The sequence below is a fragment of the Trinickia sp. NRRL B-1857 genome, from assembly GCF_050470685.1.
Taxonomy (GTDB): domain Bacteria; phylum Pseudomonadota; class Gammaproteobacteria; order Burkholderiales; family Burkholderiaceae; genus Trinickia.
In genome coordinates this window covers 1,910,575-1,936,563 of sequence record NZ_JBFLUK010000011.1, presented here as the reverse complement: position 1 = coordinate 1,936,563, position 25,989 = coordinate 1,910,575, and the positions used below count along the sequence as shown (strand labels likewise).

At 60.4% G+C, this 25,989-nt stretch carries 25 protein-coding genes and 1 pseudogene; 11 read left to right on the top strand and 15 right to left on the bottom strand.

Annotation, left to right across the window (positions count from 1 at the left end; translation table 11 throughout):
* The first annotated feature begins 424 nt into the window (after positions 1–424).
* A complete protein-coding gene (locus AB1286_RS28945; RefSeq protein ID WP_430366631.1) occupies positions 425–1,150 on the top strand; it encodes a LuxR family transcriptional regulator in 726 nt (241 codons plus the stop codon).
* Positions 1,151–1,246: 96 nt separating this feature from the next.
* Here the strand turns inward: AB1286_RS28945 and AB1286_RS28940 are convergent, their stop codons facing one another.
* From AB1286_RS28940 to AB1286_RS28910, 7 genes are read right to left on the bottom strand one after another with little or no spacing between them, the layout of a single operon-like run.
* Positions 1,247–2,431: an MFS transporter gene (locus tag AB1286_RS28940; protein WP_430366630.1), complete on the bottom strand. Its 1,185-nt coding sequence runs from the start codon at positions 2,429–2,431 to the stop codon at positions 1,247–1,249.
* A gap of 38 nt (positions 2,432–2,469) precedes the next feature.
* Positions 2,470–3,714: an aminotransferase class V-fold PLP-dependent enzyme gene (locus tag AB1286_RS28935; RefSeq protein ID WP_430366629.1), complete on the bottom strand. Its 1,245-nt coding sequence runs from the start codon at positions 3,712–3,714 to the stop codon at positions 2,470–2,472.
* A gap of 45 nt (positions 3,715–3,759) precedes the next feature.
* Positions 3,760–4,881 carry a trans-sulfuration enzyme family protein gene (locus tag AB1286_RS28930; protein ID WP_430366628.1) on the bottom strand — a complete coding sequence of 374 codons (1,122 nt, stop codon included), beginning with the start codon at positions 4,879–4,881 and terminating at the stop codon, positions 3,760–3,762.
* Positions 4,881–6,170, bottom strand: a complete 1,290-nt coding sequence (locus tag AB1286_RS28925) for an adenosylhomocysteinase (RefSeq protein WP_430366627.1) — start codon at positions 6,168–6,170, stop codon at positions 4,881–4,883. The genes AB1286_RS28930 and AB1286_RS28925 overlap by 1 nt, the downstream gene beginning before the upstream one ends.
* 53 nt (positions 6,171–6,223) lie before the next feature.
* Positions 6,224–7,066, bottom strand: coding sequence for a class I SAM-dependent methyltransferase (locus AB1286_RS28920; RefSeq protein WP_430366626.1), 843 nt, complete (start codon positions 7,064–7,066; stop codon positions 6,224–6,226).
* Positions 7,067–7,088: 22 nt separating this feature from the next.
* A complete protein-coding gene (locus tag AB1286_RS28915) occupies positions 7,089–8,021 on the bottom strand; it encodes a homocysteine S-methyltransferase family protein (RefSeq protein ID WP_430366625.1) in 933 nt (310 codons plus the stop codon).
* Positions 8,018–8,767: a hypothetical protein gene (locus tag AB1286_RS28910; RefSeq protein ID WP_430366624.1), complete on the bottom strand. Its 750-nt coding sequence runs from the start codon at positions 8,765–8,767 to the stop codon at positions 8,018–8,020. The genes AB1286_RS28915 and AB1286_RS28910 overlap by 4 nt, the downstream gene beginning before the upstream one ends.
* A gap of 372 nt (positions 8,768–9,139) precedes the next feature.
* Between AB1286_RS28910 and AB1286_RS28905 the strand changes: the two genes are divergently transcribed.
* Positions 9,140–9,838, top strand: coding sequence for a hypothetical protein (locus tag AB1286_RS28905; RefSeq protein ID WP_430366623.1), 699 nt, complete (start codon positions 9,140–9,142; stop codon positions 9,836–9,838).
* Between the two features lie 27 nt (positions 9,839–9,865).
* Positions 9,866–10,891 (top strand): cation diffusion facilitator family transporter, encoded by a 1,026-nt coding sequence (locus AB1286_RS28900; RefSeq protein ID WP_430366622.1) that lies wholly within the window; start codon positions 9,866–9,868, stop codon positions 10,889–10,891.
* Here AB1286_RS28900 and AB1286_RS28895 read toward each other — a convergent pair.
* Positions 10,888–11,787 carry a LysR substrate-binding domain-containing protein gene (locus AB1286_RS28895; protein WP_430366621.1) on the bottom strand — a complete coding sequence of 300 codons (900 nt, stop codon included), beginning with the start codon at positions 11,785–11,787 and terminating at the stop codon, positions 10,888–10,890. The genes AB1286_RS28900 and AB1286_RS28895 overlap by 4 nt on opposite strands.
* A gap of 143 nt (positions 11,788–11,930) precedes the next feature.
* Between AB1286_RS28895 and AB1286_RS28890 the strand changes: the two genes are divergently transcribed.
* On the top strand, positions 11,931–12,563 hold the full coding sequence (locus AB1286_RS28890) for an FMN-dependent NADH-azoreductase (RefSeq protein WP_430367353.1): 633 nt from the start codon (positions 11,931–11,933) through the stop codon (positions 12,561–12,563).
* A gap of 251 nt (positions 12,564–12,814) precedes the next feature.
* On the opposite strand, the gene AB1286_RS28885 is transcribed toward AB1286_RS28890, so the two are convergent.
* Entirely contained in the window at positions 12,815–13,108 is a 294-nt protein-coding gene (locus AB1286_RS28885) for a DUF1330 domain-containing protein (RefSeq protein WP_430366620.1), read from the bottom strand.
* Positions 13,109–13,172: 64 nt separating this feature from the next.
* Here AB1286_RS28885 and AB1286_RS28880 point away from each other — a divergent pair, with 64 nt between their 5' ends.
* Positions 13,173–13,631 carry a MarR family winged helix-turn-helix transcriptional regulator gene (locus AB1286_RS28880; protein ID WP_430366619.1) on the top strand — a complete coding sequence of 153 codons (459 nt, stop codon included), beginning with the start codon at positions 13,173–13,175 and terminating at the stop codon, positions 13,629–13,631.
* Between the two features lie 94 nt (positions 13,632–13,725).
* On the opposite strand, the gene AB1286_RS28875 is transcribed toward AB1286_RS28880, so the two are convergent.
* Positions 13,726–14,103 (bottom strand): VOC family protein, encoded by a 378-nt coding sequence (locus AB1286_RS28875; RefSeq protein ID WP_430366618.1) that lies wholly within the window; start codon positions 14,101–14,103, stop codon positions 13,726–13,728.
* Between the two features lie 244 nt (positions 14,104–14,347).
* Between AB1286_RS28875 and AB1286_RS28870 the strand changes: the two genes are divergently transcribed.
* Positions 14,348–15,178, top strand: a complete 831-nt coding sequence (locus AB1286_RS28870; protein ID WP_430366617.1) for a class I SAM-dependent methyltransferase — start codon at positions 14,348–14,350, stop codon at positions 15,176–15,178.
* 17 nt (positions 15,179–15,195) lie between these two features.
* Here the strand turns inward: AB1286_RS28870 and AB1286_RS28865 are convergent, their stop codons facing one another.
* Positions 15,196–16,062: a class I SAM-dependent methyltransferase gene (locus tag AB1286_RS28865; protein ID WP_430366616.1), complete on the bottom strand. Its 867-nt coding sequence runs from the start codon at positions 16,060–16,062 to the stop codon at positions 15,196–15,198.
* 432 nt (positions 16,063–16,494) lie between these two features.
* On the opposite strand from AB1286_RS28865, the gene AB1286_RS28860 reads away from it, so the two are divergent.
* The 3 genes from AB1286_RS28860 (at position 16,495) to AB1286_RS28850 (ending at position 19,498) form a co-directional block, all read left to right on the top strand.
* On the top strand, positions 16,495–17,181 hold the full coding sequence (locus tag AB1286_RS28860; RefSeq protein WP_430366615.1) for a hypothetical protein: 687 nt from the start codon (positions 16,495–16,497) through the stop codon (positions 17,179–17,181).
* Between the two features lie 403 nt (positions 17,182–17,584).
* The gene (locus AB1286_RS28855) at positions 17,585–19,279 is read left to right on the top strand and encodes an FAD-dependent oxidoreductase (protein ID WP_430366614.1); all 1,695 of its coding nucleotides are present in this window, start codon (positions 17,585–17,587) and stop codon (positions 19,277–19,279) included.
* A gap of 6 nt (positions 19,280–19,285) precedes the next feature.
* Positions 19,286–19,498, top strand: coding sequence for a DUF2783 domain-containing protein (locus tag AB1286_RS28850; protein ID WP_430366613.1), 213 nt, complete (start codon positions 19,286–19,288; stop codon positions 19,496–19,498).
* Positions 19,499–19,522: 24 nt separating this feature from the next.
* Here the strand turns inward: AB1286_RS28850 and AB1286_RS28845 are convergent.
* Positions 19,523–21,164: pseudogene (locus AB1286_RS28845) on the bottom strand (IclR family transcriptional regulator).
* 168 nt (positions 21,165–21,332) lie between these two features.
* Between AB1286_RS28845 and AB1286_RS28840 the strand changes: the two are divergent.
* Together AB1286_RS28840 and AB1286_RS28835 are read left to right on the top strand one after the other, a co-directional pair.
* The gene (locus AB1286_RS28840) at positions 21,333–22,292 is read left to right on the top strand and encodes an MBL fold metallo-hydrolase (RefSeq protein WP_430366612.1); all 960 of its coding nucleotides are present in this window, start codon (positions 21,333–21,335) and stop codon (positions 22,290–22,292) included.
* Positions 22,293–22,415: 123 nt separating this feature from the next.
* Entirely contained in the window at positions 22,416–23,753 is a 1,338-nt protein-coding gene (locus tag AB1286_RS28835) for an MFS transporter (protein ID WP_430366611.1), read from the top strand.
* A gap of 7 nt (positions 23,754–23,760) precedes the next feature.
* Here AB1286_RS28835 and hpaH read toward each other — a convergent pair whose 3' ends face one another.
* Genes hpaH through hpaD form a run of 3 tightly spaced genes read right to left on the bottom strand, consistent with a single transcriptional unit; the run spans position 23,761 to position 25,963 of the window.
* Positions 23,761–24,564, bottom strand: coding sequence for a 2-oxo-hept-4-ene-1,7-dioate hydratase (gene hpaH / locus AB1286_RS28830; RefSeq protein WP_430366610.1), 804 nt, complete (start codon positions 24,562–24,564; stop codon positions 23,761–23,763).
* Between the two features lie 3 nt (positions 24,565–24,567).
* Entirely contained in the window at positions 24,568–25,014 is a 447-nt protein-coding gene (locus AB1286_RS28825; RefSeq protein WP_430366609.1) for a 5-carboxymethyl-2-hydroxymuconate isomerase, read from the bottom strand.
* A 25-nt stretch (positions 25,015–25,039) separates the two neighbouring features.
* Positions 25,040–25,963 carry a 3,4-dihydroxyphenylacetate 2,3-dioxygenase gene (hpaD, locus tag AB1286_RS28820; RefSeq protein ID WP_430366608.1) on the bottom strand — a complete coding sequence of 308 codons (924 nt, stop codon included), beginning with the start codon at positions 25,961–25,963 and terminating at the stop codon, positions 25,040–25,042.
* Between the last annotated feature and the right edge of the window lie 26 nt (positions 25,964–25,989).

Here is a 25,989-nt window from a genome sequence, read left to right as displayed (position 1 = left end):
GACTGGGTAGAGAGCGCCGCAGTCCATTCCGGGTTTATCCATTTTGAATAGATTGCGAGGATGAGAGGTCGCTCTATAGAGGGTCGTTCGATCGGGCGCCGAAATCATAGTGGTAGTTGTGTCGACTCATAAATCCGATGTATCATCGCGTGAATTTCACGGGCCGCGGTACATCGATATCTCCTATATACCAAATTCGGCTAAGGCTGATGGCGGCTGCGCCCAGGTGGCGTTCAATCGCCAAGGTCGGCCATGTAAACCCGTCTGTAAGAAAACCCATATCGCATAAAGAAATGTATTTCTGTTAAAAATAATGGAAAGCCATTATTGCCGGCCTTCTGTCATAAGGTTCGGTAATAAGCATTGTTATCGTCGTATACGTCGCAGATTCAGTGCAGTCCTGCCCGAATGGATACATTGTCAAATGGACACCGACACGGAAGACTTGGTTGCGCACTGCGGCGTCGACTTTGCCGGTGCGCATGACGAAACCGAATTGTTCGAAATTGCAGCAAGCATGGCGCGTGAGCTCGGATTCGAGCACTGCTCGTATGTGATGCGCATTCCCCTGCCGATTTCGGACCCACGGTTTCTGTTGTTTTCGAACTATCCCGACGTGTGGATCGATGAATATACGCAGAATGATTACTTCAATATCGATCCGACGGTCCAGCACTGGTTGCAGGGAATGACGCCATTGGTCTGGTCGGCGAAGGAAGCCGTCGATGCGCCGTCGTTCTGGGGCGCGGCCCGGACTCAAGGCTTGCGCTATGGCTCATGTACGCCTTCGCGTGGCCAATACGGCACAATCGGTTTGCTCTCGCTGGTGCGCGGCGCGGAGCCGATCTCGAAGAATGAGCTGGTCAGGATGGAGTCGTCGTTGCTCTGGTTATCGACCATGCTTCATGGCGCGATGACCCGCCAGGTTGCGAATTCGTTAATACCCGAGGCTTCACAGGCACTTACGGTGCGAGAGAAAGAAGCGCTCAAATGGACGGCCGCGGGAAAGACCTATTCGGAGATCGGGCAGATCCTGTCGATCGACGGTCGTACGGTCAAATTTCATCTGGTCAACGCGATGCGCAAGCTTGGTGCGTCGAATAAAGCGGAAGCTGTGGTGAAGGCGTTGATGCTCGGCTTTTTGTATTAAAGGGGACTTCGAACGCGCTCGGGCGACCGATGCGATGCGCTCGCTTAAAGCGGTTCGCCGCGCAGTTCCCCGCGCGGCGAACCAACACCGTCGAGCTTATTCGCCGGACAGCTCTAGGACTCGCCGGCGTCGCCAGCTCAGGCGGATCGCGGCAACGGCGAGCGCCGCGCCCGTGAACATGAGCGCTACGAAGTACGACATATTGCGGTCGGCGAAACTGGCCAGCAAGCTGCTGAACGTCGCGCATGACACCATTGCGGTGGCGAACATGGCCATCTTGGCGCCGGCCGGCTCATTGCTTCCGTCAATGGCCATGCGCTGGAAGATCGCGAACGTCAGGCCGTTTCCCACGTTGTAGACGAAGACGCCGGCAAGCAGCAGCCACACGGAGTCGACGACCCATTCGGATAGCATAAGCAGCAGACCGCCCGCGAGCGCGATCGTGATGCCGGCGCGCACGAAGACTTCTTTTCGCAGCGCCGACGCCTGGCCGTTCACCACGGCCGCGCCGATCATGAAGCCGGCGAACAGCAGAAGCTGGGTCAGCCCGTACCGGACGGGACTGTAGCCTTGCACCTCGAGCAGCAGATGCGGGCTGGATACGATCCATGCAAGTGTGCCGGCAAATAGGATCGAGGCGGACACCGTATTCACCATAAAGGCCGGATTGCCGAGCAGGCGGCCGTAACGCGCGGTGATATCGCTTATTCGCAGCGAGGTACGCAGCGCCGCCGGATGGCTCTCCGGTACGCGCCATGCGATCAGCAGCACGACGACCGCGGCTGCTGCGCCGATCAGACCGAAGATCGGACGCCAAGCCCACCACTCGACGACGATGCCGCCGAGCGTGGGACCAAAGGCCGGCGCCAGCACGGTGAGGAAGCTCATCCAGCCTAGCGTTTTGACGGCTGCGATCTCGTCCATCATTTCGTGGATCGTCGCGTAGCCGCAAACGGCGACCGCGGATACGGTCGCCCCCTGCACGAAACGCGCGGTCAGGAACAGCACGATGTTGCTGGTCGTGGCGCAGGCGGCCAAACTCGCGCAGAACAGCACGCCCCAAACCAGCAGCACCGGCTTGCGTCCGAAACGATCGGACACCGGACCCAGCAGCAGATTGAACACCGCACCGCCGAGGAACCACAGGGTCAGTGTCTGCTGAGCCAGGCTGGTGCCGGCGGACAGATCGTTACGCATGACCGGCAGCGCTGGCAGGAACATGTCGTTGGACAGATAGACTGCCAGTTCGAACAAGGCCAGCAGGACGGGCGTCCAAGTCATAGCGGAGCGCGATGAGAGCGACATGGCGACCGGTCCGTTCAATGCAGGAAGCGGGACGTCGGATGTTCCTTCGTCCATTGCCCGGGCTTGATGCTGACCAGTGCCTCCGCCACCTTGTCGATATCGGTCTGCGTGTTGTAGACGCTGAACGACATGCGCACGGTGCCCAGAACCCCCAGGCTGTCGACGAGCGGTATCGCGCAATGCACGCCGGTGCGCACCGCGATGTCGAAGCTGTTCAAATGATTGCCCACGTCGTAGGGATGTAGATCGCGGACGCCGAACGACAGGATGCTGCCCGGCTCGCCGGGTGCGCCGAACAGCTGTACGCCGGGCAGGTCGCCGAGCTGCTTCGCGGCATGCAGGAACAGCGCATGATCGTGCTCCCGAACCGCGTCCAAGCCCAGGGCGGCGAGGTAGTCGGCCGCCCGCGCGAGTCCGACGGCGCCCGCCACGTTCGGTGTGCCGGCTTCGAAGCGTTGCGGTGCCGGCATGTAATGCGTCACGCGCTCGTAATTGACGCCGTAGGCAACACCGCCGCCGGTTTGGAACGGCGCGAGCCATTCCATCTGGCGCGGATGGATATACAGCACACCGATGCCCTGCGGCCCATACATCTTGTGACTGGAGAAGCAGTAGAAATCGACGTCGAGATCCTGCACGTCGACCTTCAGGTGCGCGATGGCTTGCGCGCCGTCGATCAGGACGGGGATATCGCGCTCGCGCGCCAGCCGCGCCATCTCCTTCACCGGATTGGTGACGCCGAGCACATTCGACACGTGGGCGATCGCAACGAGCCGGGTGCGGGGCGACAGAAGCGCCTGGTAATCCTCGATGCGGATCCGTCCCGTTGTGGCATCGACCGGCACCACGCGCAGGGTGGCGCCGGCTTCCTGGCAGGCGGTCTGCCACGGCAGCAGGTTGGAGTGATGCTCCATGCCGGTGACCACGATCTCGTCGCCTTGTTCGAGCCGTCGCCTCGCAAAATTCTGCGCGACGAAGTTGATCGCTTCGGTGGTGCCCTTGGTGAAGACGATGCTGTCGCTCGAGGCTGCATTGATGAAACGGGCGAGCGTTTGGCGGCTGGCTTCGTAGGCTTCGTGCGAACGATTGCTGAGCTTGTGGACGCTGCGTCCGACGTTCGCATTGATATGACTGTAGTAATGCGTCATGGCATCGATGACCGAGGCCGGCTTTTGCGTCGTTGCGGCGTTGTCGAGATAGATCAGGCTTTCGTCATGGGTGAAGATCGGAAAGTCTTTCTTGGCCTGGTTGAGAGACATGGTGACCCTTTCTTGAAAAGATGAGGGAACGCGATGGTGTGGGCGTTACAAATAGCGCGCCAGATCGGCTGACAGGTCGGCGATATCCTCGATGCCCACCGACAGACGGATCAGATTCGGGGTGATGCCGAGGCTTCGCTTGAGTTCGTCCGGCACGGTGCGATGCGTCATGAGCGCGGGGCATTCGATCAGCGAGAACACGGCACCGAGGCTCACGGCGCAATGAAAATACTTCAGGCCGTGCATCAGCGCCGTCACGTCGCCGAGATACTCGAACGAGACGATCGCGCCGGGACCGGTCATCTGCCGCGCGCATAACGCGTGCTGCGGATGCGATTCGAGGCCGGGATAAATCACGCGCGATATCCGTGGCGATCGCTGTAGCTGTTCGACTAGCGTCCGCGCATTGGCCACCTGACGTTCGACGCGCAGGCCCAGTGTCTTCACGCCCCGGTGGACCAGGTAACAGTCGAGCGGTCCGGGCACCGCGCCCGTCACCGTGCGATGCTTCGCGAGAACGCGGTGATGCGACTCGTCTCGCGAGATCAGGGCGCCGCCGATGACGTCGCCGTGGCCGGCGAGGTATTTGGTCGTGCTATAGAGCACGAGATCGGCGCCGAGATCGAGCGGGCGCTGGAGATACGGGCTGGCGAAGGTGTTGTCCACCAGCACCAGCGCCTCGCGCCGCTTCGCGAGTGCGCAGATCGCCCGTAGGTCCGCCAGTTTCAGCGTCGGATTGGTGGGCGTCTCGATCCATACGAGACGCACGTCGCCGGAGAGGGCGGCTTCCACCGCCTCCAGATCACTCATCTCGACCTTGCGGTGCCGCAGGCCGCTGGTGGCTTCCAGCGCCTGGAACAGGTCGAGCGTCCCTCCATAGACGTCATCCGAGCACAGGAACGTATCGCCCGGCCGCAGTAGGCTCAGCGCCGCCGCTCCGGCAGCCTGTCCGGAGGCGAACGCGAGCGCGTGTTCGCTGCCCTCCAGCGCCGCCAGGCAGCGCTCGAGCGCTTCACGGGTCGGATTCTCGCCCCGGCCGTAGAAGTAGCGTAGCGGCTCCTGGTTTTCCTGCGCGAACGTCGACGCCAAATGAAGGGGCGGCACGACCGCCCCCGTGACCGGATCCGGCTCCTGGCCGACATGTACCGCGATCGTGTCGAATTTCATCAGGCGACGCTCTCGGCTTCGATGTCCTTCTTGGTGCCTTCTTCCCAGGCGTCGAGATAGCTCCGTTGTTCCGGCGTGAGCACATCGATCTCGATGCTGCGCGACGCGAGCTTCATCGAAGCGATCATCGTGTCGACTTCAGCCGGCATGTCGAGCACGCTGATCGGCAGGCCCGGATGCTTGAGCAGATACTCGCAACCCAGCGCTTGGTTCGCGAAAGACATGTCCATCACTTCCGCGGGGTGCCCCTCGGCCGCGCACAGATTGACGAGACGGCCCTCGGCGAGCACCGAGATGCGTCGTCCACTTGCAAGCGTAAATTGCTCGATGTCCGAGCGGATCTTCTGGGTGCTGGTGGACAGGTCGCGCAGACAAACGAGGTCGATCTCGCAATCGAAGTGGCCGGCATTGGCAAGCACGACGTTGTCCTTCATCGACGCGAAGTGGCGGTTGTCGATGACGGATTTGTTGCCCGTTACCGTGACGAATACATCGCCGAGCGGCGCGGCTTGCTCCATCGGCATGACGCGAAAGCCTTCCATGACTGCTTCGAGCGCACGGACCGGATTGATCTCGGTGACGATTACGTCGGCGCCCATCCCGGCTGCGCGCATGGCCACGCCGCGTCCGCACATGCCGAACCCGGCCACGACGAACTTCTTGCCGGCCAGCAGCATGTTGGTCGCGCGCAGGACTGCGTCGACCGTCGATTGGCCGGTGCCGTACCGGTTGTCGAACATATGCTTGGTCTTGGAATCGTTGATCGCGATAATCGGATACTTGAGTCCGCCCATGCGCTCCAGGTTCTTCACGCGGATCACGCCGGTGGTCGTTTCCTCGAGCCCGCCGACGATGTTCGCGGCAGCAGCTGCGTAGTCCGAATGCAGCAGCTTGGTGAGATCGCCGCCGTCGTCGATCACCACGTGCGGTTGCGCGTCGAGCACCATGCGGCAGTGACTCTCATAGGTCTTCAGATCCTCGCCGTGAATCGCGTACACGTGCACGCCCTGCGACGACAGATAGGCGGTGACCGGGTCTTGCGTGCTGATCGGATTGGATGCGCAGAGGAATACCTTCGCGCCGCCGGCACGCAGCGTCTCGATCAGGTTGGATGTCTCGGCCGTGATATGCAGGCAGGCGCCGACGACGCGATTCGCCAACGGTTGTTCGCGTTCGAAGCGTTGCCGGATCGATTCGAGAACGGGCATGCTGCGCCGCGCCCATTCGGTCAGTTCACGGCCTTGGTCGGCCAGCTTGATATCGGCGATATGAGACGGATGAATATTCATGCAGGTACCTTGTCGAGGACGATTGAGAATGAAGGAAACAATGGTTTGACCGCTCACCGTCGGGCGGAAAAGCACAACGCATGCGAAGGCAGCAATACCGTGCCGTCCGCTTGCACGAAGCGGCCGGCCGCTTCGGCGAACTGAATCCACAAGTCGGCGAGTCGTTCCGGTGACGCGCGTTCGGCGATGGCTGCGCCGATACCGGGCGGGATCAGGTCGCGCGAGAACCGGACGAATTCGTCCACCGTTTCGAACCTGAACGGCGCGACGACACGTTCACATCGAATCTGCGAGAAGCCCGCAGTCTCCAGCTCGCCGTGTACCGCTTGCTCGTCGGCCATGCAAAACGGATTGGGCTTGCCGGGTGGCGGTGGCGGCAGATTCAGTTGGCGAGCGAAGAAGCCGACCGCGAGGCTGATCATCGGCACCTGGTCCGGCGTGCTCCACGTGGAAAAGACGAGTCGTGCGCCAGGTGCCATCGCCTCCCGCAAGCGCAGCAGGCAAGCCGGCCGATTCGGCAAGAACATCAGCCCGAACCGGCTTGTCACTACCTGGTAGCGCGAATCGGGCTCGAACAGTTCGGCGTCGGCCACAGCGAACGTTACGTTTGCGATCGAACCCTGACGCCGGCGCGCGACGGCGATCATCTCTTCGGAAATGTCGATGCCTGTCACGTGTCCGTTGAGGCCGACTAGTGCTGCCATGCTTAGGGCTGGTTCGCCTAGCCCGGTCGCCACGTCGAGAACATAGTCGCCGAGCTGGAGGGCGGCGGTGCCGATTAGCGTTCGGCTCACATGGCCTGCACCGCGCTCGAATGCGTCGCCCCAGCGTTCCCACGCCAGGGCCAGCGCATTCCAGGTTTGCCGCTGTTCCTGGCTCGGGGAAATCGTATTCATATGCCTTCCTTATAGAGAGCGCTCAAATCGCGCCGGTGTCGACGAGCTTGCGCAGCGCCGCGATATATTTCGGCGACGTGCCGCAGCATCCGCCGACGAGGCTCAGCCCATAGCGAGAAGCGCTCTCACTGATGAATTCGGCAAACTGCCGCGTGGAAACGTTGGGGCGCAAGTAACCTCCGGGTGCGTCCGCGGGCTCCTCCGACCGGTCTTCGACGTTCGGATAGACGCCGAGGGCGAGGTGGCCGCCCGACGGCAAGTGGGAGAGCGCCAGATGCGTCGTCGCCAGGTTGCTGCAATTGATGCTGATCGCGAGCGGCGCAAATTCGGCGACGAAGTCCGCGAGCGGTGCGTAGCTTTCGCCGCTGAGCAGCAGACCATCGGGATTGCAGACGAAGCTGACGATGAACGGCGCCTGCATCTCGCGGCATAGAGCGCCGATTACCTGTGCCTCCCGCCACGTGTTGATGGTTTCGGCCAAGATGAGATCGACTCCGGCGCTGAGCAGATTCGCGATCGAATCGCGATGTTCCTCGAACAAAATGCCGCTCGAGGGTGTCGCTTCAGGGCGATAGGCATCGGCAACCGGGGCCAGCGATCCGGCGATTAGGATCGTCCTGTCGCTATCGGCCCCGTCGATAGCTTGCCGCGCCAGGCCGACGGCACAGGCAGTCAATTCTGCGGCCGTGATGCGATGGTTGCTTGCCGAAACAGCCTTGCGGGTCGTCCGAAATGTGTTGGCGGTGATGATGTCGGCGCCGGCCTCGACGTACTCCCCATGGATTTCCACCAGCGCTGCGCGCCCTTCGAGCGTCAGCAAGGCTTCGGCGGACCACAGGGGCGGCCGCATCTCGTAGCCGCGGCGCTGTAGTTCGGTCGCCGTAGCGCCATCGAGCAGCACGGGCATCTTCGACGCAAGCCTCAGGCGAAGCGACGTCAATGCGTGTTCGCTCATATCGGCTGTCCCGTCCACGGTTGGACGACGCTCTTGCGAAAGCGCTCGATCAGGCAGGCCGGCAACAGCATCGCCTTTTGCGGAGGATAGCGACGCGAGCGCGGTGGACTGTAGTCGCTGTCGACGCGTGTCGGAAGACGCAGCGTCCTGTCGAGGAGGTGGGACCCGCGATAGAACCAGCATATCTGGCCGACCGTCTCGGTAAAGACGGCGCGGCCTGCCGTAGTCGACAGCAACTCGAGATGATGCAGTGCGGCCATGCATTCGCCTCGCAGCGAGAAATCCTGGCGCGGCGAATAGTGGCAGTAGTAGTCGTGGACAGCTCGAAACAGGTCGTTGTACGCGAACCGGTAGCCGTCGATCACGATCTCGCTGAGCTCCAGCATCGGATGGTCGGGCGGGGCCGCGATATCGCTGCCGTATCCGCGCGAGGTTAGATAGACGAAGAGCGTGCTGGTCGACGCCACCTGGGCCATCATCTCTGCCGAATTGGCATAGGGCTGCCCTTGGCCCAGGAACGGACGTATCCTGATGTCATGCCGGGACATGAACTCGAATTGCATCAGGATCTCTTCCTTGAGCGCTTCGTAGGCCTCGCGAACGTCCGGATCATGCGGGGCGTGGGGTGTCATGTCGTAGGTCATCGCCACGCGGGAGAAGAAGTGTTCCTGCATGCGAAGATCCAGAGCTTTTCGCTCCCTGAAAGGGAATTTTTCCTTGATATAGCATTCCGCCAATAAGGTCATGAAGTCTGTCCTGTCAGCCAAGTGAACGGAAGCAAATAAGCGTTATCGCTATTTAATCTTTTCTTATTCCAAGGAAGAAGCTGCCCGAACGGGCAGGGCGGTGACGATGCGTGTCTGGCGGCTGAGGTCGAGGCGGATTTCGCGTGCCAGGTGCTGCGGAAGACACCGCAAATTTGGACGGCCGATCCCCTTGGCGGGGTTCAGTTGTGTCGAGGGGCCCCCTGTTTACAAGAACGAACGCGGGACTGGATATCGCGTTCGAGCGCGCTGGAACACACCGTATATCGACGAGCTTCGCGAACCGAGCGGGCAGCCGAAGGCTTGCCGATCCACCGAACGGTCGATGAAGTTAGCGACTTGGGGCCGTTTTCAATGGTGACGCTTTTCGAGACCATCGAACATCTACATCAAGAAGAACTGGTCGATTTCCTCCCGACATGCGATCGCGTATTAGGGCTGGACGGTGGCATATTAATCAGTGGCCCGATCGAGATTGGGCCTGCATTGCTCCTGAAGGAGGCGAATCGTTCTGTTCTTCATTTTCGTCGGCCCGAGCATGGTTTGCTTGAACTTGCCAAAGCAAGCGTTCTGGATATTCGCGCATCTCGCGCGACCGATATTAAGCGGAGCCATAAAGGTTTCGATTTCAGGAAGGCCATCTCGGCGATCGACACGCTAGGCTGGGGTGCGGAGATTTTGCATTTCGGCCCGCTGCCGATTGGCACATGGTACGGAAACTCGCAATTCTATTTGTGGGTTACCCGGAAGGAGCCGCGGAGTGTAGAGCTTCGTCAGCAAGGGCAAGTGAGTTGCAAGAATCGTAAACGTGAGGCTCTATCGTTCCAGACGCCAGATAATGCTATCTGGCTCAAGATGGCGCACGCATCACCGATTCCTCGGCTTCGCGACGATGCTTCGTCGAGTCTGCGGCGGGCATCTCCTTTCTCGCTCCGCGCGCTTTGCCCTGGCGCCTTACATCGCTGGGGCACAGCCGCCTCCTGCGAATCTCGGAAACGTGACAGAAACGTACGTGGCAAGGGGCAGCCCGGGCGGGAGCGCGACTCACTATAATGCCAAGGTTAAAGGCTGAGCAGACCGATGGCACATTCTCCGCACAATCATCACGAACATCATGACCATGCGCACGATCATGATCATTCCCAAGGCCACACGGGCCATAGTCACGCTCACGAGGGCCATGGTCACGCGGGGCACGATCATCTACATGGCGTAACGGACCAGCGGCGCATCGGCGCGGCTTTCGTCATCATCGCGATTTTCATGGTCGTCGAGATCGTGGGTGGCCTGCTATCCGGGTCCCTGGCACTGTTGGCCGACGCCGGGCATATGGTCAGCGACACGGCCGCATTGGGTTTTAGCTGGGCGGCGATTCACTACGGGCGCAGGCCTGCGACCGCGCAGCTCTCATACGGTTACAAGCGCCTCGAAATCTTGGCGGCATTCGTGAACGGCTGCGCGCTCTTCGTGATCGCCGGCTGGATCATCGTGGAGGCGGTTCGACGGTTCGCGGAACCCGTGCCGGTTGTCGGCAAGACTATGTTAATCGTCGCGTTTGCGGGACTTGCCGCGAACATTGCGGCGTTTTTGGCGCTACATGGTGGGAATCGGGAGAATCTCAATCTCCGCGGTGCTTGGCTTCACGTGTTGGGTGACATGCTGGGTTCGGTAGCCGCCATCGTCGCGGCAGGTGTGATTCTGCTCACAGGCTGGACGCCGATCGATCCGATTCTTTCGATCGTAGTCGCGGTGATCATCCTCAAAAGCGCTTGGGGCATCGTCAAGTTGTCTGCCCATATCCTGCTCGAGGGGACGCCCCATGGAATGAGTCTGGAGGAAATCAAGGCGGACCTCGAAAGCAACGTTGTCGAGGTGCGCGATGCCCATCATATTCATGCGTGGTCGATAACCGCCGAACGTCATATGGTTACGCTACATGTGCATCCGGCGCCCGGAGTGGGAGCGCGCGAAGCTGTGACTGCCGTTCAGCGCCGCCTGTCTACGCGCTTCAACGTCGAGCACGTGACCGTCCAGGTTGAGGAAGACGATTGCGTGGACGCACTGCATGAACATGGGCACAGCGTGTCCAAGCCTTCTTGCCACTAGTCGTTTTCTGCCTCGGTCCTGCCGTTCCGAATCGCACGTGTGCCCATTCGGACGGCCACTTCCTCGAAGATCATCTCCGCGAATTCGGCAGCGGGCGGCTTTTCCTCGTCGTACGCCGTGACGAACTCGATATCCGGCAGCTCGGGCAGACCTTCGGTCGTACCAAGTTCGCGAAGCGTGTCGTCGATCGTGCAGCGCGGCAACGGCGCAATCGCAATACCGGCCCGAGCAAACGCATAGATACCTGCGGCGCTTGGGCTCTCGCACGCGATTCGATACGGCATGCGGGCTAAAGAGAGTGCTTTGATAGCCGCTTCCCGAAACGGACAGGGATCGGGGAAACACGCTAGCGGTACGTCGCCTTCGGGCAGCGGTTCGTGACGCGCAAACGTCCAAGCGAGCGGTTCTCGCCATAGCGTCGTACCGTTGCTCAACGGCGCGCACCGGCTGCCGACTACGATATCGAAATCTCCATTGGCGTGTCTTTGAAACAAACGGTCGCCGATGTCGACGGTCAAGTCCAGCAGCAAACCACGGCGCGCGGTACTAAAGCGGCGCATCGCTTCAGGTAACCATCCACTCGCAACATCGTCCGATGCGCCGATGCGCAGCTTTCCGCTATAGGTTTCGCCGGATCCTAAGCGGGTTCTCGCTTCTTCGCTAAGGTTCAGCATGGCCCGCGCATAGCCGAGCAGCATCTCGCCATGGGCGGTCAATGCGACGTTCCGCGTGTTGCGCACGAGCAGCGCGCGGCCGATTTGCTCCTCTAGACGCACAACTTGAGCGCTTACCGCCGATTGACTCAGATGGAGCCTGCGGCCGGCTCCGGTAAAGCTGCGAGTGTCGGCGACGGCAACGAACGTATGCAGCAGCGCAGTGTCGAGCGGACGGCTCATTGATCACCAAATCAGGTTAGTGCAACAAATTTATATCGTTTCTAAATTATAGGTGGTCTCGATACGCTGCGAAGCACAGACGAGCGACTGTGCTTTTTTCCTGGCGCCGTCTTCTTTTCTTATTCCTTGCAAGGACTGCTGCCATGACTCGCGTTCTCTATATCGAAGGCTCGCCCAACAAGGGGTATTCGGCATCCATCGAAGTGTGCCGCGCGTTTCTCGATGCGTACCAAGCGGCGCATCCCGACCATGTGATTCAGAAATTCGACGCGTGGGGGGAGGGATTGCCGGAGTTTGATGAGGACGCTCTGGCTGCAAAGTATGCCGGCCTCAGCGGGACGCCGTTGACCCCGAAGCAGGCGGATGCTTGGCGACGGATCGAGGAACTCGCAGCGCCGTTTCATGCAGCGGATAAGCTGCTGTTCGGGGTACCGCTGTGGAATTTCAGCATTCCGTACAAGCTGAAACAACTGATCGACTTGATCTCGCAGAAGGATGTGCTCTTTTCGTTCGATAGCTCGGGGTTTGCGGGGCTATTGCGTGGGAAAAAAGCTGCGGTCGTTTATGCGCGTGGACTTAGCTACACGTCGCCAGGGTCGCTGACGCCGGCTAGTGAGTTCGACCTGCAACGGCCCTATATGGAGACCTGGCTTAAGTTCGTGGGGGTGGAGGATGTGGCTGGCATTGTCGTCGAGCGCACACTGTTCGGGGCCGACGGGAAGGTCGATCGGAGCCGGGCGATTGAAGAGGCGCGTGCGGTTGCGCGGGAGTTTTGAGGGTGAGAAAGCAGGCCGGCTTACTGTGCGGATAGCTCGCGTCCAGCGTCATTGGCAGGCTTGCGCATTGAGCTAACCAGTAAGCCGACGAATAGCGTGCCTGCCTTTACTTTATAAGGGATCTGCCGGTTGCTGCCCTCAGTCGGCACAACCCGTCGCGGTGGCTATTCGTCTATCGCTGCCACTGGCGTGCCGGAGCGATCGGCTGAAAAGACCTATTCCGGTCAATTACGCCTTTCGAAATCGGCCGCTCACGAGTGCGTTTCGACGATGAACATCCGCGCTTGCTGAGCCTCCAACCGTTCGGCCTTGATTGGCGCATACGCCTCGGAATCGTAGAACGCGCGTGCTTGGGCAAGCGTTGGAAACTCGAACACGCCGGCTAGCGGCAGCGGCTTCTCATCGCCTTCTAGAACCTGCGCAACAGGACCGAAATGCAGAATCTTCCCTCCCGCCGCTTCCAATGCCGCCTGAAAACGTGGTGCAAGCGATGCTTGTTTGGCTGCGTCGATGATCCGCAGATTGACGTGTACATAAGCTGGCATTAGGCACTCCGTAAATGGTGCATATACATTATTATTGGAGGATCGAATTGTCAAGGAAGTGAACGTGGACGGTTTTGATCTAGAGTCTCTGAGCGATGTCGAAGCGCAGTGTCCTGGTTTCCAGGCTCGCGCGACGGCGCGCGCACTTACGCGTTACTACAACGCCTGTTTCAAGCCGCTCGGATTGACGGCCGAGCAATTCAGCCTTCTTGTTGGAATAGGTACCGCCGAGGGGGCGACGCTTGTGGAGCTTGCGCACAGAGCCGGCGTGGATCCGACGACGCTTAGTCGAAACGTTCGGAATTTGGAGAGCCAAAAGCTGGTCTATGCTCAGGGTGGGCGTGGGCGCGCTGGAAAGCAGTTAGCGCTGACGCCGTCCGGTCGCCAGCTCGTGGTCGATGCGTTCCCGGTGTGGAGTGCGGCCAAGGCCGAGCTTGCCCGCCGCATAGGCGATAGAAAATTGCGTTCCGCCAGGCAAGCCATGGTGGAACTGGCCAAGGCCGCAGAGCCGTTAAACACGTAACTTTGCGGCACCGGCGATCGCTATAGAAAACAGTCGCACTTTACGAGGTATGACTGCTTCCGGGCCGGTGTCAGCCTGACGCCTTGCTACATCCCTACGCCGAGAGATCGCGCTGATGTGTGGCGATCTGCCAGGTGTTTCCCCATGGATCTCTTATCATCGCGCGCCTGTCGCCGTATGGCATGTCAGCCGGAACTTCGAGCGAAATCGCATTTGCCGCGATCGCTCGCTGATAGGTCGAATCGACGTCCTCAACGTAGACATACAGAAATGCCACCATCGGCTCGCGAAGGCCATCGCCATCGCTCACCATCACGACAGAATCGCCGATCAGGATTTCGGCTGGCCGTCCGTCACGGAATTCTCCCTGCGCTTGAAATACCGCCTTGATGAAAGCGATCAGGCTTTCCGGTTCGCGCACGACGATTCTTGGCGTGACGGTGTGCCATCCGTCAGGCTGAAACTTAGCCATATGAGCGCCTCGGAAACGATGTGCAAGGCATTATCCTCTGGGCGCCGGACGCCTGCAAAGCGTCGCTGCGAGCAAGGCACGTTGCAAGCCTAGATGCGTCGCTTCGATATGAGCGACCGCCCAACCGACGACTTCGCTCCAAAGACTTCACCACAACGAGCGGAGCAACGGATGTCGACTTACATGCGCAAGCCATTTTGCCCCCGTATCATGGCTGTTCTTAAACCTACTCTACGTACGCCGTATGGACGCGTTCTCGCCGAGCGAGCAATATTTGCAGGATTTCCATCAGCGCCGTCCCGGCGCGACGAGTGCGGCGTTCTCCGCATTGCCGGCCAAGACGCCATCCCAAGCTTATAAGTCTTCTTATGCGGTCCTTGCCGCCGTCGCCCAAGACTTGTCATCTTCGAGCACGATACTCGACGTAGGCTGTGGCGACGGGCATCTTCTCGGTCTTCTCGATGCATGCTCGCCTCAATCGAAGCTTATCGGTCTCGACCTGAGCCGCGGAGAACTTGACGTCGCGAGACGCACGTTACCAAGTCGGATCCTGTTGCTAAGAGAGCGCGCTCAACAAATGTCGTTGGCGAGCAAATCGATCGATCTTGTCGTTTCTCACATGGCTTTGATGCTCATGGACGACATCGAGGCGGTGCTCTCGGAGATTCATCGCGTTCTTGTACCCAACGGTAGATTGGCCGCAATCGTCGGGCGCGTCTTCATGCTGGGCCCCGTGAACGATATCTTTCTCGACATTTTCCGGCCAATCGCTAAAGTGGATCTTCCCTCGATGCCCATGGGGGATCGCAGAACTCGCAGCACGGAGGGTTGGATAGAACTGTTTGAGGGCGACTTCTATGATCCACAAATCGAAGACGTGGATGTCGCCTGGCAGCCCACGCCGGGCGAGCTATGGGACGCACTGATCGAAACCTACGACATAGATAGACTGTCGGTGGCGGCACGTCTCAAGCTGAAAGACACGCTTATTGCAGAGACTTCGAGCATGCTCGACAGTGAAGGGCGGCTTCGCACGGGTTGGGGGCTGCGCTTCATTCAAGCATCTGCTCGCTGAAGCGCCCGACTCACGAACTACGTGGCTGCGAACAGTACGTGCCCACCGCCGGAGCGCGGTCCACCGCTTTCTACGGTTGATGCAGTAGGCGACCTTGCCTGTTCGATGTACCGGGAAAGCAATTGGCGACCGCTGACATCGTCGATTTTCGAAAAGCCTAGGCCGCATAGCTTTTCATGTAGGGCCGGTGGGTCAAAATAGCTAAGGAACGGTTCGCCGGCGGCAGCCACCCGTTTCGCTCTAATCTCGTGTATCGCCAATAGCTCCGGGGAAAACGAGGTAGGCGGGTCGCTATAGTCGAAGACCACCTCGGCGCCGCCGGAGAGACCGGCGATCGTCCCAAGCGTTCCAACAATCGCTTTCTCCGTCAGGTAAGGAACGACACCTAGCCAAACGAAAAACGTTCGCTGCATCGCGTCGAAACCGACTGCATTGAGCCCATCCAACAGCGTATCGTGCTCGAAATCGACCGGCGCATAGATAAGCGCATCCGGATGCGCAATGCCGGCTTGGTCAAGCCGTCTCCGTTTCCATAATTGTGTGGCTGGGTGATCGACTTCGAAAATGCGTGGATCGCCGCGCAGCCGGCTGCGATACGCGAACGTATCCAACCCGGCGCCAAGTATCACGATTTGTCGTACCCCACGCTGCTCGACACCGAGCTCGAGGGCTGCTTCTGCGTAACGGGATCGAGCTGCAATAAACAACCGAATATCGCGTCTAGACCTTTGCGACTCGTAGTCCTTCTGTACTTCCTCTGCCTTCAATCCGACTATCCGGAGGGCGAGGGGATCGTTGAAGATTTTTCCCTTTTCCACCACCTGATGGATAGCCCGATGCGTCGCGGCAGACAATGCTGTGCGGCTTGGTTCTTGTTCTCTCATCTCGTTCTCGTCGAGTATCGCGCGTCACATATTCGCAGGGCGAAGGGGCTCCCGAGCGACCGCGGATTTCCTATCGGTTCGACCCGGGTAGGAATGGGCTGGCCGCTGTCAGACATCCTACGATCCTAGGCGTTCAGTCAATGGAAGAATGCGCTTTGTAATCTTCCCCCACAACATCCGCAGCCCAATCGCCTTATTCCAAGATTTATCGCGGTTCGACTACGGAAATCAGCCGGCAGACACCCGAAACATTGCCAATACTTAGCCGGAACGACCTGTCCTTGGTGTTCAACGCCCGCTGAACTCAACCGAACCCGAGGCCGGTCTTCCTCAATTCATTGGCAATAAAGGGGAATCAACGTGTCTTATTCGGCTCCGCTCAGTGCAGGACGTGCACTGGCTCCAGACCTTTCACCCTACGCGGATCGGCCTTTGCCGCCAGACCCTGGGCCGTCCGGGGGCGCCACCGATATGGTGACGGGCAATGCGCATATCGTTTGGGGCACCGACGGCGGCAGCGAGACCGAAACCGCGACGATCACTAACAATGAGAATCAAATCGTCGGCCAGGTGTGCGTCGATAACAAGAACAACACCGTCTCGGTCACGAAATTCGACGTTAAAACCGGAAAACCCGATGTAGATCCGGCGACGGGGAAGCCCGTTTCATCGACCTTCCACTACGACGCCGAAGGCAACCTCGTCAACGATGGGAATCTCTCGTCGGAGGATAGGGCTCACGTGCCCCTCGACGACTTTCATGACATTCGCAATCAATTCGTCACCCTACAGGACGGAACCGCGAATACGTTGCCCATTTCAGTCGACATCGCGCCGAACCTAACCAGTGCATCGGGCCATTCGCTGACGGCAATGATTACGATGCCGGCCAAGCCGAGTTCGAATCCCGACCACAAGATCGACATGCTATTGATGGAGCCGGGTGGCGTGGAGGGCACCAATGCCGATCCCAAGCAGTTGATCGCGCAGTTCATGCCCGAGGCGAGCGACAACAAGACAACCACCTATGTCTCGCCGATGCCGACACCGGCGCCGACGCCAGCGCCGGCCCCATCCGGCGACAAGGGGTTGCTTCACGACTGGTTTTCCTGGCTGTAGCGCCAGGCGTAGCAATCCATACGCAGCCCGCACGATGATCGACGCGGGCTGCTCGTCGTAGCGCCACTAAATCACGCTGTCCGGTCGCACTTATCCTCCCGACACACCCTCGACGCGACCCGTCGCTCGCCTCCATGATGCCGCGCTTGCATGCCAGCCTGCGTTTGGCTTTTTAATCAAGCAGTTACATCACACACCCTCAGGTTACCCACAGCCTTGCCAACAAAATCTGGGGATAACACGGCCGCCGGCAATACCGTCCACGCCCGGCCGCCAGCCAATCTCCCCGTCGCGTCCTAGGGTAAACACAAATGCCCCCTCCCTCCCCAGGCGATCTAAAATTTGCTCAATTCATAAATAGCAAAAACACTTGCTATAGTTTAATTTGCAGTCAGGAGACGCCATGGCGGTCGATTACCAAACGCTGCGGTTCGACTACGTTCGAGCCGCCGAGCACGACGCTCCCTCGCAGTCATTGCATCCCGTGGTCGTCGTCGGAGCGGGGCCGATCGGCCTATCTGCCGCAATCGATCTTGCACAGCAGGGCGTCAACGTAGTGCTTGTCGATAATGACGACACGCTCTCGAACGGATCCCGCGCGATCTGCTTCGCCAAACGAACGCTAGAGGTCTTCGATCGCTTAGGTTGCGGCGACCGCATGGTCGAAAAGGGTGTGAGTTGGAACGTCGGGAAGGTGTTCTTTCAGGACGAGCTGATCTATATGTTCAACTTATTGCCGGAGGCGGGGCACGCTCGGCCGGCATTCATCAACCTGCAACAGTATTACGTCGAAGGTTACCTCGTCGAGCGGGCGATGGAGCTTGAAAACGTACAGATCCGTTGGAAGAGCAACGTAGTCGGGGTGACGCAGCATGACGATCATGTCGAGCTGCAAATCGAAACGCCCGACGGGATCTATGCGCTGCGAGCGCAGTATGTCGTTGCCGCCGACGGCGCGCGAAGCCCGATTCGAAACATGCTCGGCGTCGATAGTCATGGCCGCACGTTCAAGGATCGCTTCCTCATCGCCGACGTCAAGATGAAGGCCGCGTTCCCCACGGAGCGCTGGTTCTGGTTCGATCCTCCATTCCACCGAAATCAGTCCGTACTGCTGCACCGTCAGCCCGACGACGTTTGGCGAATCGACTTCCAGTTGGGTTGGGATGCCGATCCCGTCGCCGAAAAAGCCCCCGAGAAAGTGATTCCCCGCGTGAAAGCACTGCTCGGCGAAAACGTCGAATTCGAACTCGAGTGGGTCAGCGTATACACGTTCTCATGCGTACGCATGGATTCTTTCCGTCATGGCCGGGTGCTGTTCGCCGGCGATAGCGCGCATGGGGTGTCGCCATTCGGCGCGCGCGGCGCGAACAGCGGCGTGCAGGATACGGACAACCTCGCATGGAAGCTAAGGCTCGTGCTCGATGGCAAGGCGCCCTCGAAGCTGCTCGACACTTATGCGTCCGAACGCGAATTTGCCGCCGACGAAAACATTCGCAACTCGACGCGCGCCACGGATTTCATCACCCCCAAGAGCGCGGTCTCCCGCCTCTTCCGCGACGCGACGCTCAAGCTCGCGAAAGACTGTGCGTTTGCACGCCGCATCGTGAACAGCGGCCGCTTGTCGGTGCCCGCCGTGCTGTCCGAATCGCCATTGAACACGCCGGATGTCGCGGGCGATACATTCTTGGGCCCGATGGTTCCGGGCGCCGTCTGCATCGATGCACCGATTGCGATCGACGGCAAGCCGGCGTGGTTTCTCAATCAAAGCGCGGGAAGCACGTTCACGGGCATTTACTTTCTCGGTCTAGACGAGGATTTGACGAAGGCAACGGCAAACTTCGGTGCGCTTTCACGCCTTCCGATTGGCGTGCGATCGGTGATCGTTATCGCCCATGGCGCTCAGGTACCGCCGATTCCGGATGTAACGATCGTAGAGGACGTTGAAGGGCTCGTCACCGAGCGATTCGACGCGCGTCCCGGCACGTTCTATTTACTGCGTCCCGATCAGCACGTTTGCGCCCGCTGGCGCGCACTCGATGTGCGCTCGGTTTTCGCCGCGGTCGATCGCGCCACCTGCAATGTCACTTCGAACGGTTGAACGATCATGAGCCAACTCAATCTCGATCCCAACATCGCCGACATGGATGCGTTCTACGAACAGTTGATCGATACGCACCAGGGACTGAGCGACGCCGATAGTCACATGCTGAACGCGAAGCTTGTGCTCCTACTCGCCAACCATATCGGCGATATCGACGTACTCAAAGAGGCCTTTGCAAAAGCGCGCTTGGGTTTGGCGGCGCCCACGCAAGGGTGACCATGCAAAGGAGAGCCGGGCGTTTCAATCCTCGTTCGACTCGGGCGTGTGCAGGCCGAAGCGCCACGACAGCCGTTGCGTGGCGCTAAGCAGCGCACGTCCGATCGGCCCTTGCGCACTGCGATCGAATCCGCTCGACGGGCCGATGACGGCGATTACCAACCGAATGCTGCCCGTGTGATCGAAGACCGGAGCGGCGAGGGTGCCGATGCCGGGGATAGGCGAATCGAATGCTTCGTCGATGCCGCTTTCGCGAATGCGATTCAACCGCGTGCGATAGCTGCGGGAGATCGAGGCGGGCGCCGTCGCATCGCCGGCAAGCCTGATCGGCTCCTGTGCCAAGAAGCCATTCAGTAGGTCTTCCGTCATGTACGCCGCGAACACGCGGCCGATCGCCGTATTGACGAGCGACATGACCGTACCCACGCGCAAGCTGATATGTTGCGGCCGCGCGGATTCTTCCAACCGGATCACCGTAGGCCCCAACGGTCCGAGCGTGGCCGCCGCAACGGAGAGTTCGGTGGCTGCCGCGAGGGCGACGATTTCCGGCTCGGCGTCGCGCGTCGGCGATAAGCGTTGCAATGCGATCAACCCGAGTTCGAATGCAAGCGGACCAGCCGTGAAGCAACCGTCGTCGTTACGCAGCAGCAGGCCGATTTTTTGCAGGCTGACGAGGTGAGGGAACGCTTTTGCGGGCGGCATGCCGGCGGCCGCGGCGAGATCGCGCAAGTTCAGCGGGCGGCCGGCCGATGCGAGTACCGAAAGGAGTTCGCCCGTGCTGTCGAGCGCATTGATGCCGCGTTGCGCCTTGGCTTGTGTTTGCCCGATGTCGTCGGTCGGGCCTTCTGTGGAATCAAACGGCATGAGTCGGGGTCCGGTGAAGCAGGGCCTGCATGATGCGATTGGCGGTTTCGGTCATCTCGTGCGCGATCGCGCCGCCCCAGCCGATATCCATCGTGCCGGACGGCCCGATGACGGTCAGCGCGAGCAATAGGTTCTCGTCGGCATCGAGCACGGGCACGCTCATGCTGCTAATGCCGGGGCTCGGCATATCGACGCTGCGCGCAAGGCGCCGTCGCCGGATCGCGTCGAGGCTTGCCTGCTTATCCGCACTCGCCGCGCCGTTTGCGGCGATCGTCTGCGGTTGAACGAGTCCCTGACGTTCCCGCATGGCGGTGAGCGATGGCTCGTCGAGAAAGGCGCTGAACACGCTGCCCGTGGATGTGGTTTCCAACGACATCACCGTACCCACGTGAAGGTTCACATGCAATGGATTGCCGCCGCGCTCGTAGCGCACGATCGTAGGCCCTTGCGCGCCCGCGATACAGATGGCCACGCTAAAGCCGGTACGTTCGGCCAGTTGCATCGCATAAGGCCCCGCGATGCGATAGGCCGGTTGTTGCTCGACGTAAATCAGGCCCAGCCGCAACGAAAGCGGTCCGGGTTCGTAGTAGCCGGTGAGGGCGTCGCGCTTCACCAGCCCAAGCTTCGTGAGACTCACCAAATAGGTATGCGCCTGTGCGGTCGACAAGCCCGCTGCCGATGCCAATTCGCTCAGCGCGACGCGCTCGCGCCGCGAGGCGAACGCCTCGAGAATGCGTCCGGCCACTTCGACGCTTTGAATCCCACGTTGCGCTTTGGGGGTTGTTTCTTTCAATTGTCCTATCCGCTCCTGCGGGCGTACGCCACGGAGCAAGATCGTAACGCATCCGCCGATCGCGTCCCGCACAGGGGTTTTCCCGTAGTTCAACTATAGCAAGGTCATTTGCTATTGACAAAGATCAAGGGCAACGTGACCATGCGACCATCCACCGCAGACTCATAGGAGATAGACGTGGCCAAGGCATTCGCATCTCAAGCAGACCTCGAAGAAAAGAAGATTACGTTCGCGCAGTTGTCCGAGAACGCATGGGCGTACACGGCGGAAGGCGATCCGAATTCGGGCGTCATCATCGGCGACGACGGTGTCTTGATCGTCGATACGACGGCTACGCCCGCCATGGCGCAAGATCTGATCGCGAAGATTCGTAGCGTGACGGACAAGCCGATCAAATACGTCGTGCTGTCGCACTACCACGCGGTGCGCGTGCTCGGTGCATCGGCTTATTTCAAGGAAGGGGCGCAGCAGATCATTGCAAGCCGCGGCACGTACGAGATGATCGTCGAGCGCGGCGAGCAGGATATGAAGTCGGAGATCGAACGCTTTCCGCGCTTGTTCGCCGGCGTGGAGACGGTTCCGGGTTTGACGTGGCCCACGCTCGTGTTCGAGAAGGAAATCACGCTGTGGCTCGGTAAGCTCGAAGTCAAGATCGCGCATCTGGGCGCGGGTCATACGAAAGGCGACACGGTCGTCTGGCTGCCGTCGCAAAAGGTGCTGTTCTCGGGCGACCTCGTCGAATACGACGCGGCTTGCTATTGCGGCGACGCTCAGCTCGAGCAATGGCCCGCGACGCTCGAGGCGCTGCGCGCATTGAACCCGGAAAAGCTCGTGCCGGGCCGCGGCCCCGCGCTGCTTTCGCCGGCCGAAGTGAACAAGGGTCTCGACTATACGAAAGACTTCGTCACGACGCTGCTGCAAGCCGGTCGCGACGCCGTCGCCGAAAAGCTCGATCTAAAGGGTGCCATGGCGCTGACGCGCAAGTCGATGGATCCGAAGTTCGGTCAGGTCTTCATCTATGAGCATTGCCTCCCCTTCGATGTCTCCCGCGCTTACGACGAAGCGAGCGGCATCACCCATCCGCGCATTTGGACGGCGGAGCGCGACAAAGAAATGTGGAGTGCGTTGCAGAACTAAGGCAAGCGGCGGTGTAGGAAAGGTCCCGCGGGACCTTTCTTTTTCGTGAACCACCTAGGGCGCGTAAGACGCCATGAAGACAGGCGAACCGTTTCACGACAGGCGGCGCCATGGAGCGAGACAATGCAGAACACGTTGAACCTTGAAGCGTCGGGCGCCGAATTCGCGGCGGCCGACGAGCAGCGCATATTCGCGAAGGTCGCTTGGCGCACCATTCCCTTTCTATTCGTTTGTTACGTCGTATCGTTCTTGGACCGGATCAACATCGGCTTCGCGCAGTTGCAGATGAAACACGATTTGGGGTTCAGCGACGCGATGTATGGTCTCGGCGCGGCCGTGTTCTATATCGGCTATGTCCTCTGCGAAGTGCCCAGCAACATGCTGCTGGCCAAGTACGGCGCGCGTAAGACCTTCGCGCGCATCATGTTGCTGTGGGGCGCCGCATCGGTCTGCATGATGTTCGTATCGAAGCCGTCGCATTTTTACGTGCTGCGCTTCATGCTCGGCGTGTTCGAAGCGGGTTTCTTCCCCGGCATCGTGCTGTATCTAACGTATTGGTTTCCGGCGAATCGCCGTGCGGCTGTGATGTCGGTGTTCTTCGCCGGCGTGGCGGTAGCAGGCGTACTCGGCGGTTTGATGTCGGGCTGGATCATGCGCGACATGAGCGGCGTGGGAGGGCTCTTCGGATGGCAGTGGATGTTCGCATTGGAAGGCGCGCCCGCATTGCTGCTTGCCGTCGCCGCGCTGTTCTATTTGGTCGATAAGCCCCAGGATGCCCCGTGGCTCAGCGTCGCCGAAAAAACCACGCTGATCGCGCTCTGTGCGCAACCCGGCCCGAAGGCGAGCAAGCACGGGGCACACGACGCGCGCAGCTTCGCGGCCGCACTCGCGAATCCGCGCGTTTACTTATTCGCCTTCATCTATTTCTCGCTGACGTGCGCATCGCTGACGCTGAACTTTTGGATGCCGCTGATGATCCGCGATTTCGGGATCAAGGATGTCGTGCAAGTCAGTCTCTACACGGCTATTCCCAATGCCATCGGCGCGATTGGCCTCGTTTTGATCGCGCGTCGCTCGGATCGCCGAGCCGAGCGGCGTCGTCACTTCGCGTTTTGCACGATCGGCGGGGGCATCGCGCTGGCAGCCTTGACGCTGCATCTGAGCAGCTTCGCCGCGATGCTCGCGATCCTCTCGGCGGCGGCCGCTCTGATCTTCGCGGCGCTGCCGATCTTCTGGGCCGTGCCGCCCAGCTATCTGTCCGGCAATGCCGCAGCCTCGGGAATCGCGCTGATCAGCAGTATCGGGATTACGAGCGGGATCGTGAGCCCGTGGGTCATCGGCCAGATCCGCACGAGCACGGGCAGCATGGATCTCGCCGTCTATCTGCTTGCCGGCTTGCTCGTGACAAGCGGCATCGCATTGATGGCGGGCGTGAAGCCCGGCGCCGCAACGCTTCGCTGAGGCGGACTCAGACGAAGCGGAACGAAATCGATCCGAGCCGCCCGTAGTCGATATGGAACGCATCGCCCGCCGCCGCAGGCGTCGGGCGCGTGAACGAGCCGGCGAGCACGATGTCGCCGGCGTTCAGCTTCTCGCCGTGCGGTGCGATCTTGTTGGCCAGCCAAGCAACGCCGCTGGCCGGATGATTGAGAACGGCTGCCGCAAGTCCTGTTTCCTCGATCACGCCGTTCTTGTGCAGCAACGCACCGACCCAACGTAGATCCACCTCCATCGGCTTCACCGGCCGCCCGCCGAGTACGATGCCCGCGTTGGCCGCGAAGTCGCTGATCGTGTCGAAGACTTTGCGCATGGCGCGCGTGTCGCGATCGAATTGCTCGATTCGAGCGTCGATGATCTCGATGGCCGGCACGACATAAGCCGTGGACGACAAGACATCGAATAAGGTCACCCCCGGTCCTTCGAGCGGCTTATCGAGCACGAACGCTAGCTCGACCTCGACGCGCGGCGCGATGAAGCGGTTGGCCGGGATGTCGGTGCCCGAATCGAAGAACATGTCGTCCATCAGCGGCGCGTAGTCGGGCTCGCTAATTTGGCTGGCCTGCTGCATCGCGCGCGAGGTCAGCCCGATCTTTCGGCCTTTGATCGTGCGGCCGTCGGCCATCTCGAGCTTCACCCACTCGCGCTGTATGGCGTAGCCGTCGTCGATCGTCATCTCGGGGAATCGGCTCGAGAAATGACGCAGCTGCGTGCGAGTCTTACGTGCCTCGTATAGCTCGCGCGCCAGCGACGCGATCGTATCTTGCGGAACCATGGATCAGCCTCGCGAGAACAGCGGGTGCAGAGAACTCAGGCGCGCGTTGTACACCTCCGCGCCTTCGTCGATTTGCAGCGTGATACCGATATGCCTCGTTGCCAAGAGCGGGGCGAAATGCGCTTCGGCGCAGGCGCGAAGCGCGTTGCCGGCCGCCTCGTGCACCGCTGCACTGCGCCCCTTCGCAAGGCGCAAATTGAGGTAGGCGAACGAATACTCGCCCGTGCCTCCCGCGGCACGGCCGGCCGCGCCGCCGTCGGCGACGGCGCTGTGAGCGGCGGGGTAGGCGAGCACGCGGATGCCGCCTGTCGGGAAGACGGGTTCGCCGCTTTCATCGCGTTGCGCGCGCATCGTGTCCGCCAGCGCGGTGCACAACGCTTGCATGTCCGTGCCGCCTTCGGCAACCGGGTGGTCGAGATCGGGGGTGTAAAGAATCGTCAGATGCGGCACGTGTCTCTCCTGAATTCGGGCGCGCTCATAGGCGCGAAAATGCCCGGTATTGCGTCGCGCTCGATGCTTCGGCCGCGGGGATCGCTTGACCGCTTTGCGGCGTCACCGGAAATACGGCGTTGATCTGTCCGGTGCCGGATGCGCCGAAATACGGGGTGATGACTTCCGCTCGGCCATCGTAGTCGGACCAGCCGAGCGCGCCGAGCATCATCGCGGTGTCGTGCATGAAGCCTTCGCCGTGCCCCTTCGTTGCATACTCGGGCAGCATGGTGCAAAACGTCTCCCATTCGCCGCGCTCCCACATCGCGACGACCTGTCGATCGAGCGTCTCCAAAAGCGGGCTCCAGATCTTGAACGCATACTCGGGCGCGAGCCCGTTTTGCGCGAATCGATGGCTCAAGCTGCCGCTCGCGAGGAACGCGACCTTGCCGTCATAGTGCGTTTCGACGGCGCGACGCATCGCCCAGCCTAGCCGGACGCTATCGTTCAGATAATGCGCCATGCAAAGCGCCGAAACCGAGACGACTTTGAAGTGTTCGTCGGCGTTCATGTAGCGCAGCGGAACGAGCGTGCCGTACTCGGGCGCGAGCGTCGTCGCATCGTGCGCTAGCGTCTCGACGCCGAATTCGGTGCAGGCCCCAGCGAGCAATCGACCGAGCGCGGGATTGCCCGGCGCCTTGAACGGCATGTTCGCAATGAAGTGCGGCAGCTCGTTGCTCGTATATCGTCCTTCGAAATGCGGCGCGCAGTTGATGTGGTAATTCGCGTTGACGAGCCAGTGCGTATCGAACACGACGAGCGTATCGACGCCGAGCGCCTTACATCGTCGAGCGATTTCGCGGTGCCCGTCGATCGCATCCTGGCGTGTGCCTTTGCGCGGGCCGTCGAGTTCCGAGAGGAACATCGAAGGCACGTGCGTGATCTTTGCAACGAGCGCGAGTTCGCCCATGTTCGTCTCCTTGGCATCGCTCGATC

Excerpts from the sequence above, each read along its gene's own strand:
- AB1286_RS28945 (WP_430366631.1), top strand. The coding sequence starts at position 425 with ATGGACACCGACACGGAAGACTTGGTTGCGCACTGCGGCGTCGACTTT.
- AB1286_RS28940 (WP_430366630.1), bottom strand. The coding sequence starts at position 2,431 with ATGACTTGGACGCCCGTCCTGCTGGCCTTGTTCGAACTGGCAGTCTAT.
- AB1286_RS28935 (WP_430366629.1), bottom strand. The coding sequence starts at position 3,714 with ATGTCTCTCAACCAGGCCAAGAAAGACTTTCCGATCTTCACCCATGAC.
- AB1286_RS28930 (WP_430366628.1), bottom strand. The coding sequence starts at position 4,881 with ATGAAATTCGACACGATCGCGGTACATGTCGGCCAGGAGCCGGATCCG.
- AB1286_RS28925 (WP_430366627.1), bottom strand. The coding sequence starts at position 6,170 with ATGAATATTCATCCGTCTCATATCGCCGATATCAAGCTGGCCGACCAA.
- AB1286_RS28920 (WP_430366626.1), bottom strand. The coding sequence starts at position 7,066 with ATGAATACGATTTCCCCGAGCCAGGAACAGCGGCAAACCTGGAATGCG.
- AB1286_RS28915 (WP_430366625.1), bottom strand. The coding sequence starts at position 8,021 with ATGAGCGAACACGCATTGACGTCGCTTCGCCTGAGGCTTGCGTCGAAG.
- AB1286_RS28910 (WP_430366624.1), bottom strand. The coding sequence starts at position 8,767 with ATGACCTTATTGGCGGAATGCTATATCAAGGAAAAATTCCCTTTCAGG.
- AB1286_RS28905 (WP_430366623.1), top strand. The coding sequence starts at position 9,140 with ATGGTGACGCTTTTCGAGACCATCGAACATCTACATCAAGAAGAACTG.
- AB1286_RS28900 (WP_430366622.1), top strand. The coding sequence starts at position 9,866 with ATGGCACATTCTCCGCACAATCATCACGAACATCATGACCATGCGCAC.
- AB1286_RS28895 (WP_430366621.1), bottom strand. The coding sequence starts at position 11,787 with ATGAGCCGTCCGCTCGACACTGCGCTGCTGCATACGTTCGTTGCCGTC.
- AB1286_RS28890 (WP_430367353.1), top strand. The coding sequence starts at position 11,931 with ATGACTCGCGTTCTCTATATCGAAGGCTCGCCCAACAAGGGGTATTCG.
- AB1286_RS28885 (WP_430366620.1), bottom strand. The coding sequence starts at position 13,108 with ATGCCAGCTTATGTACACGTCAATCTGCGGATCATCGACGCAGCCAAA.
- AB1286_RS28875 (WP_430366618.1), bottom strand. The coding sequence starts at position 14,103 with ATGGCTAAGTTTCAGCCTGACGGATGGCACACCGTCACGCCAAGAATC.
- AB1286_RS28870 (WP_430366617.1), top strand. The coding sequence starts at position 14,348 with ATGGACGCGTTCTCGCCGAGCGAGCAATATTTGCAGGATTTCCATCAG.
- AB1286_RS28865 (WP_430366616.1), bottom strand. The coding sequence starts at position 16,062 with ATGAGAGAACAAGAACCAAGCCGCACAGCATTGTCTGCCGCGACGCAT.
- AB1286_RS28855 (WP_430366614.1), top strand. The coding sequence starts at position 17,585 with ATGGCGGTCGATTACCAAACGCTGCGGTTCGACTACGTTCGAGCCGCC.
- AB1286_RS28850 (WP_430366613.1), top strand. The coding sequence starts at position 19,286 with ATGAGCCAACTCAATCTCGATCCCAACATCGCCGACATGGATGCGTTC.
- AB1286_RS28835 (WP_430366611.1), top strand. The coding sequence starts at position 22,416 with ATGCAGAACACGTTGAACCTTGAAGCGTCGGGCGCCGAATTCGCGGCG.
- hpaH (WP_430366610.1), bottom strand. The coding sequence starts at position 24,564 with ATGGTTCCGCAAGATACGATCGCGTCGCTGGCGCGCGAGCTATACGAG.
- hpaD (WP_430366608.1), bottom strand. The coding sequence starts at position 25,963 with ATGGGCGAACTCGCGCTCGTTGCAAAGATCACGCACGTGCCTTCGATG.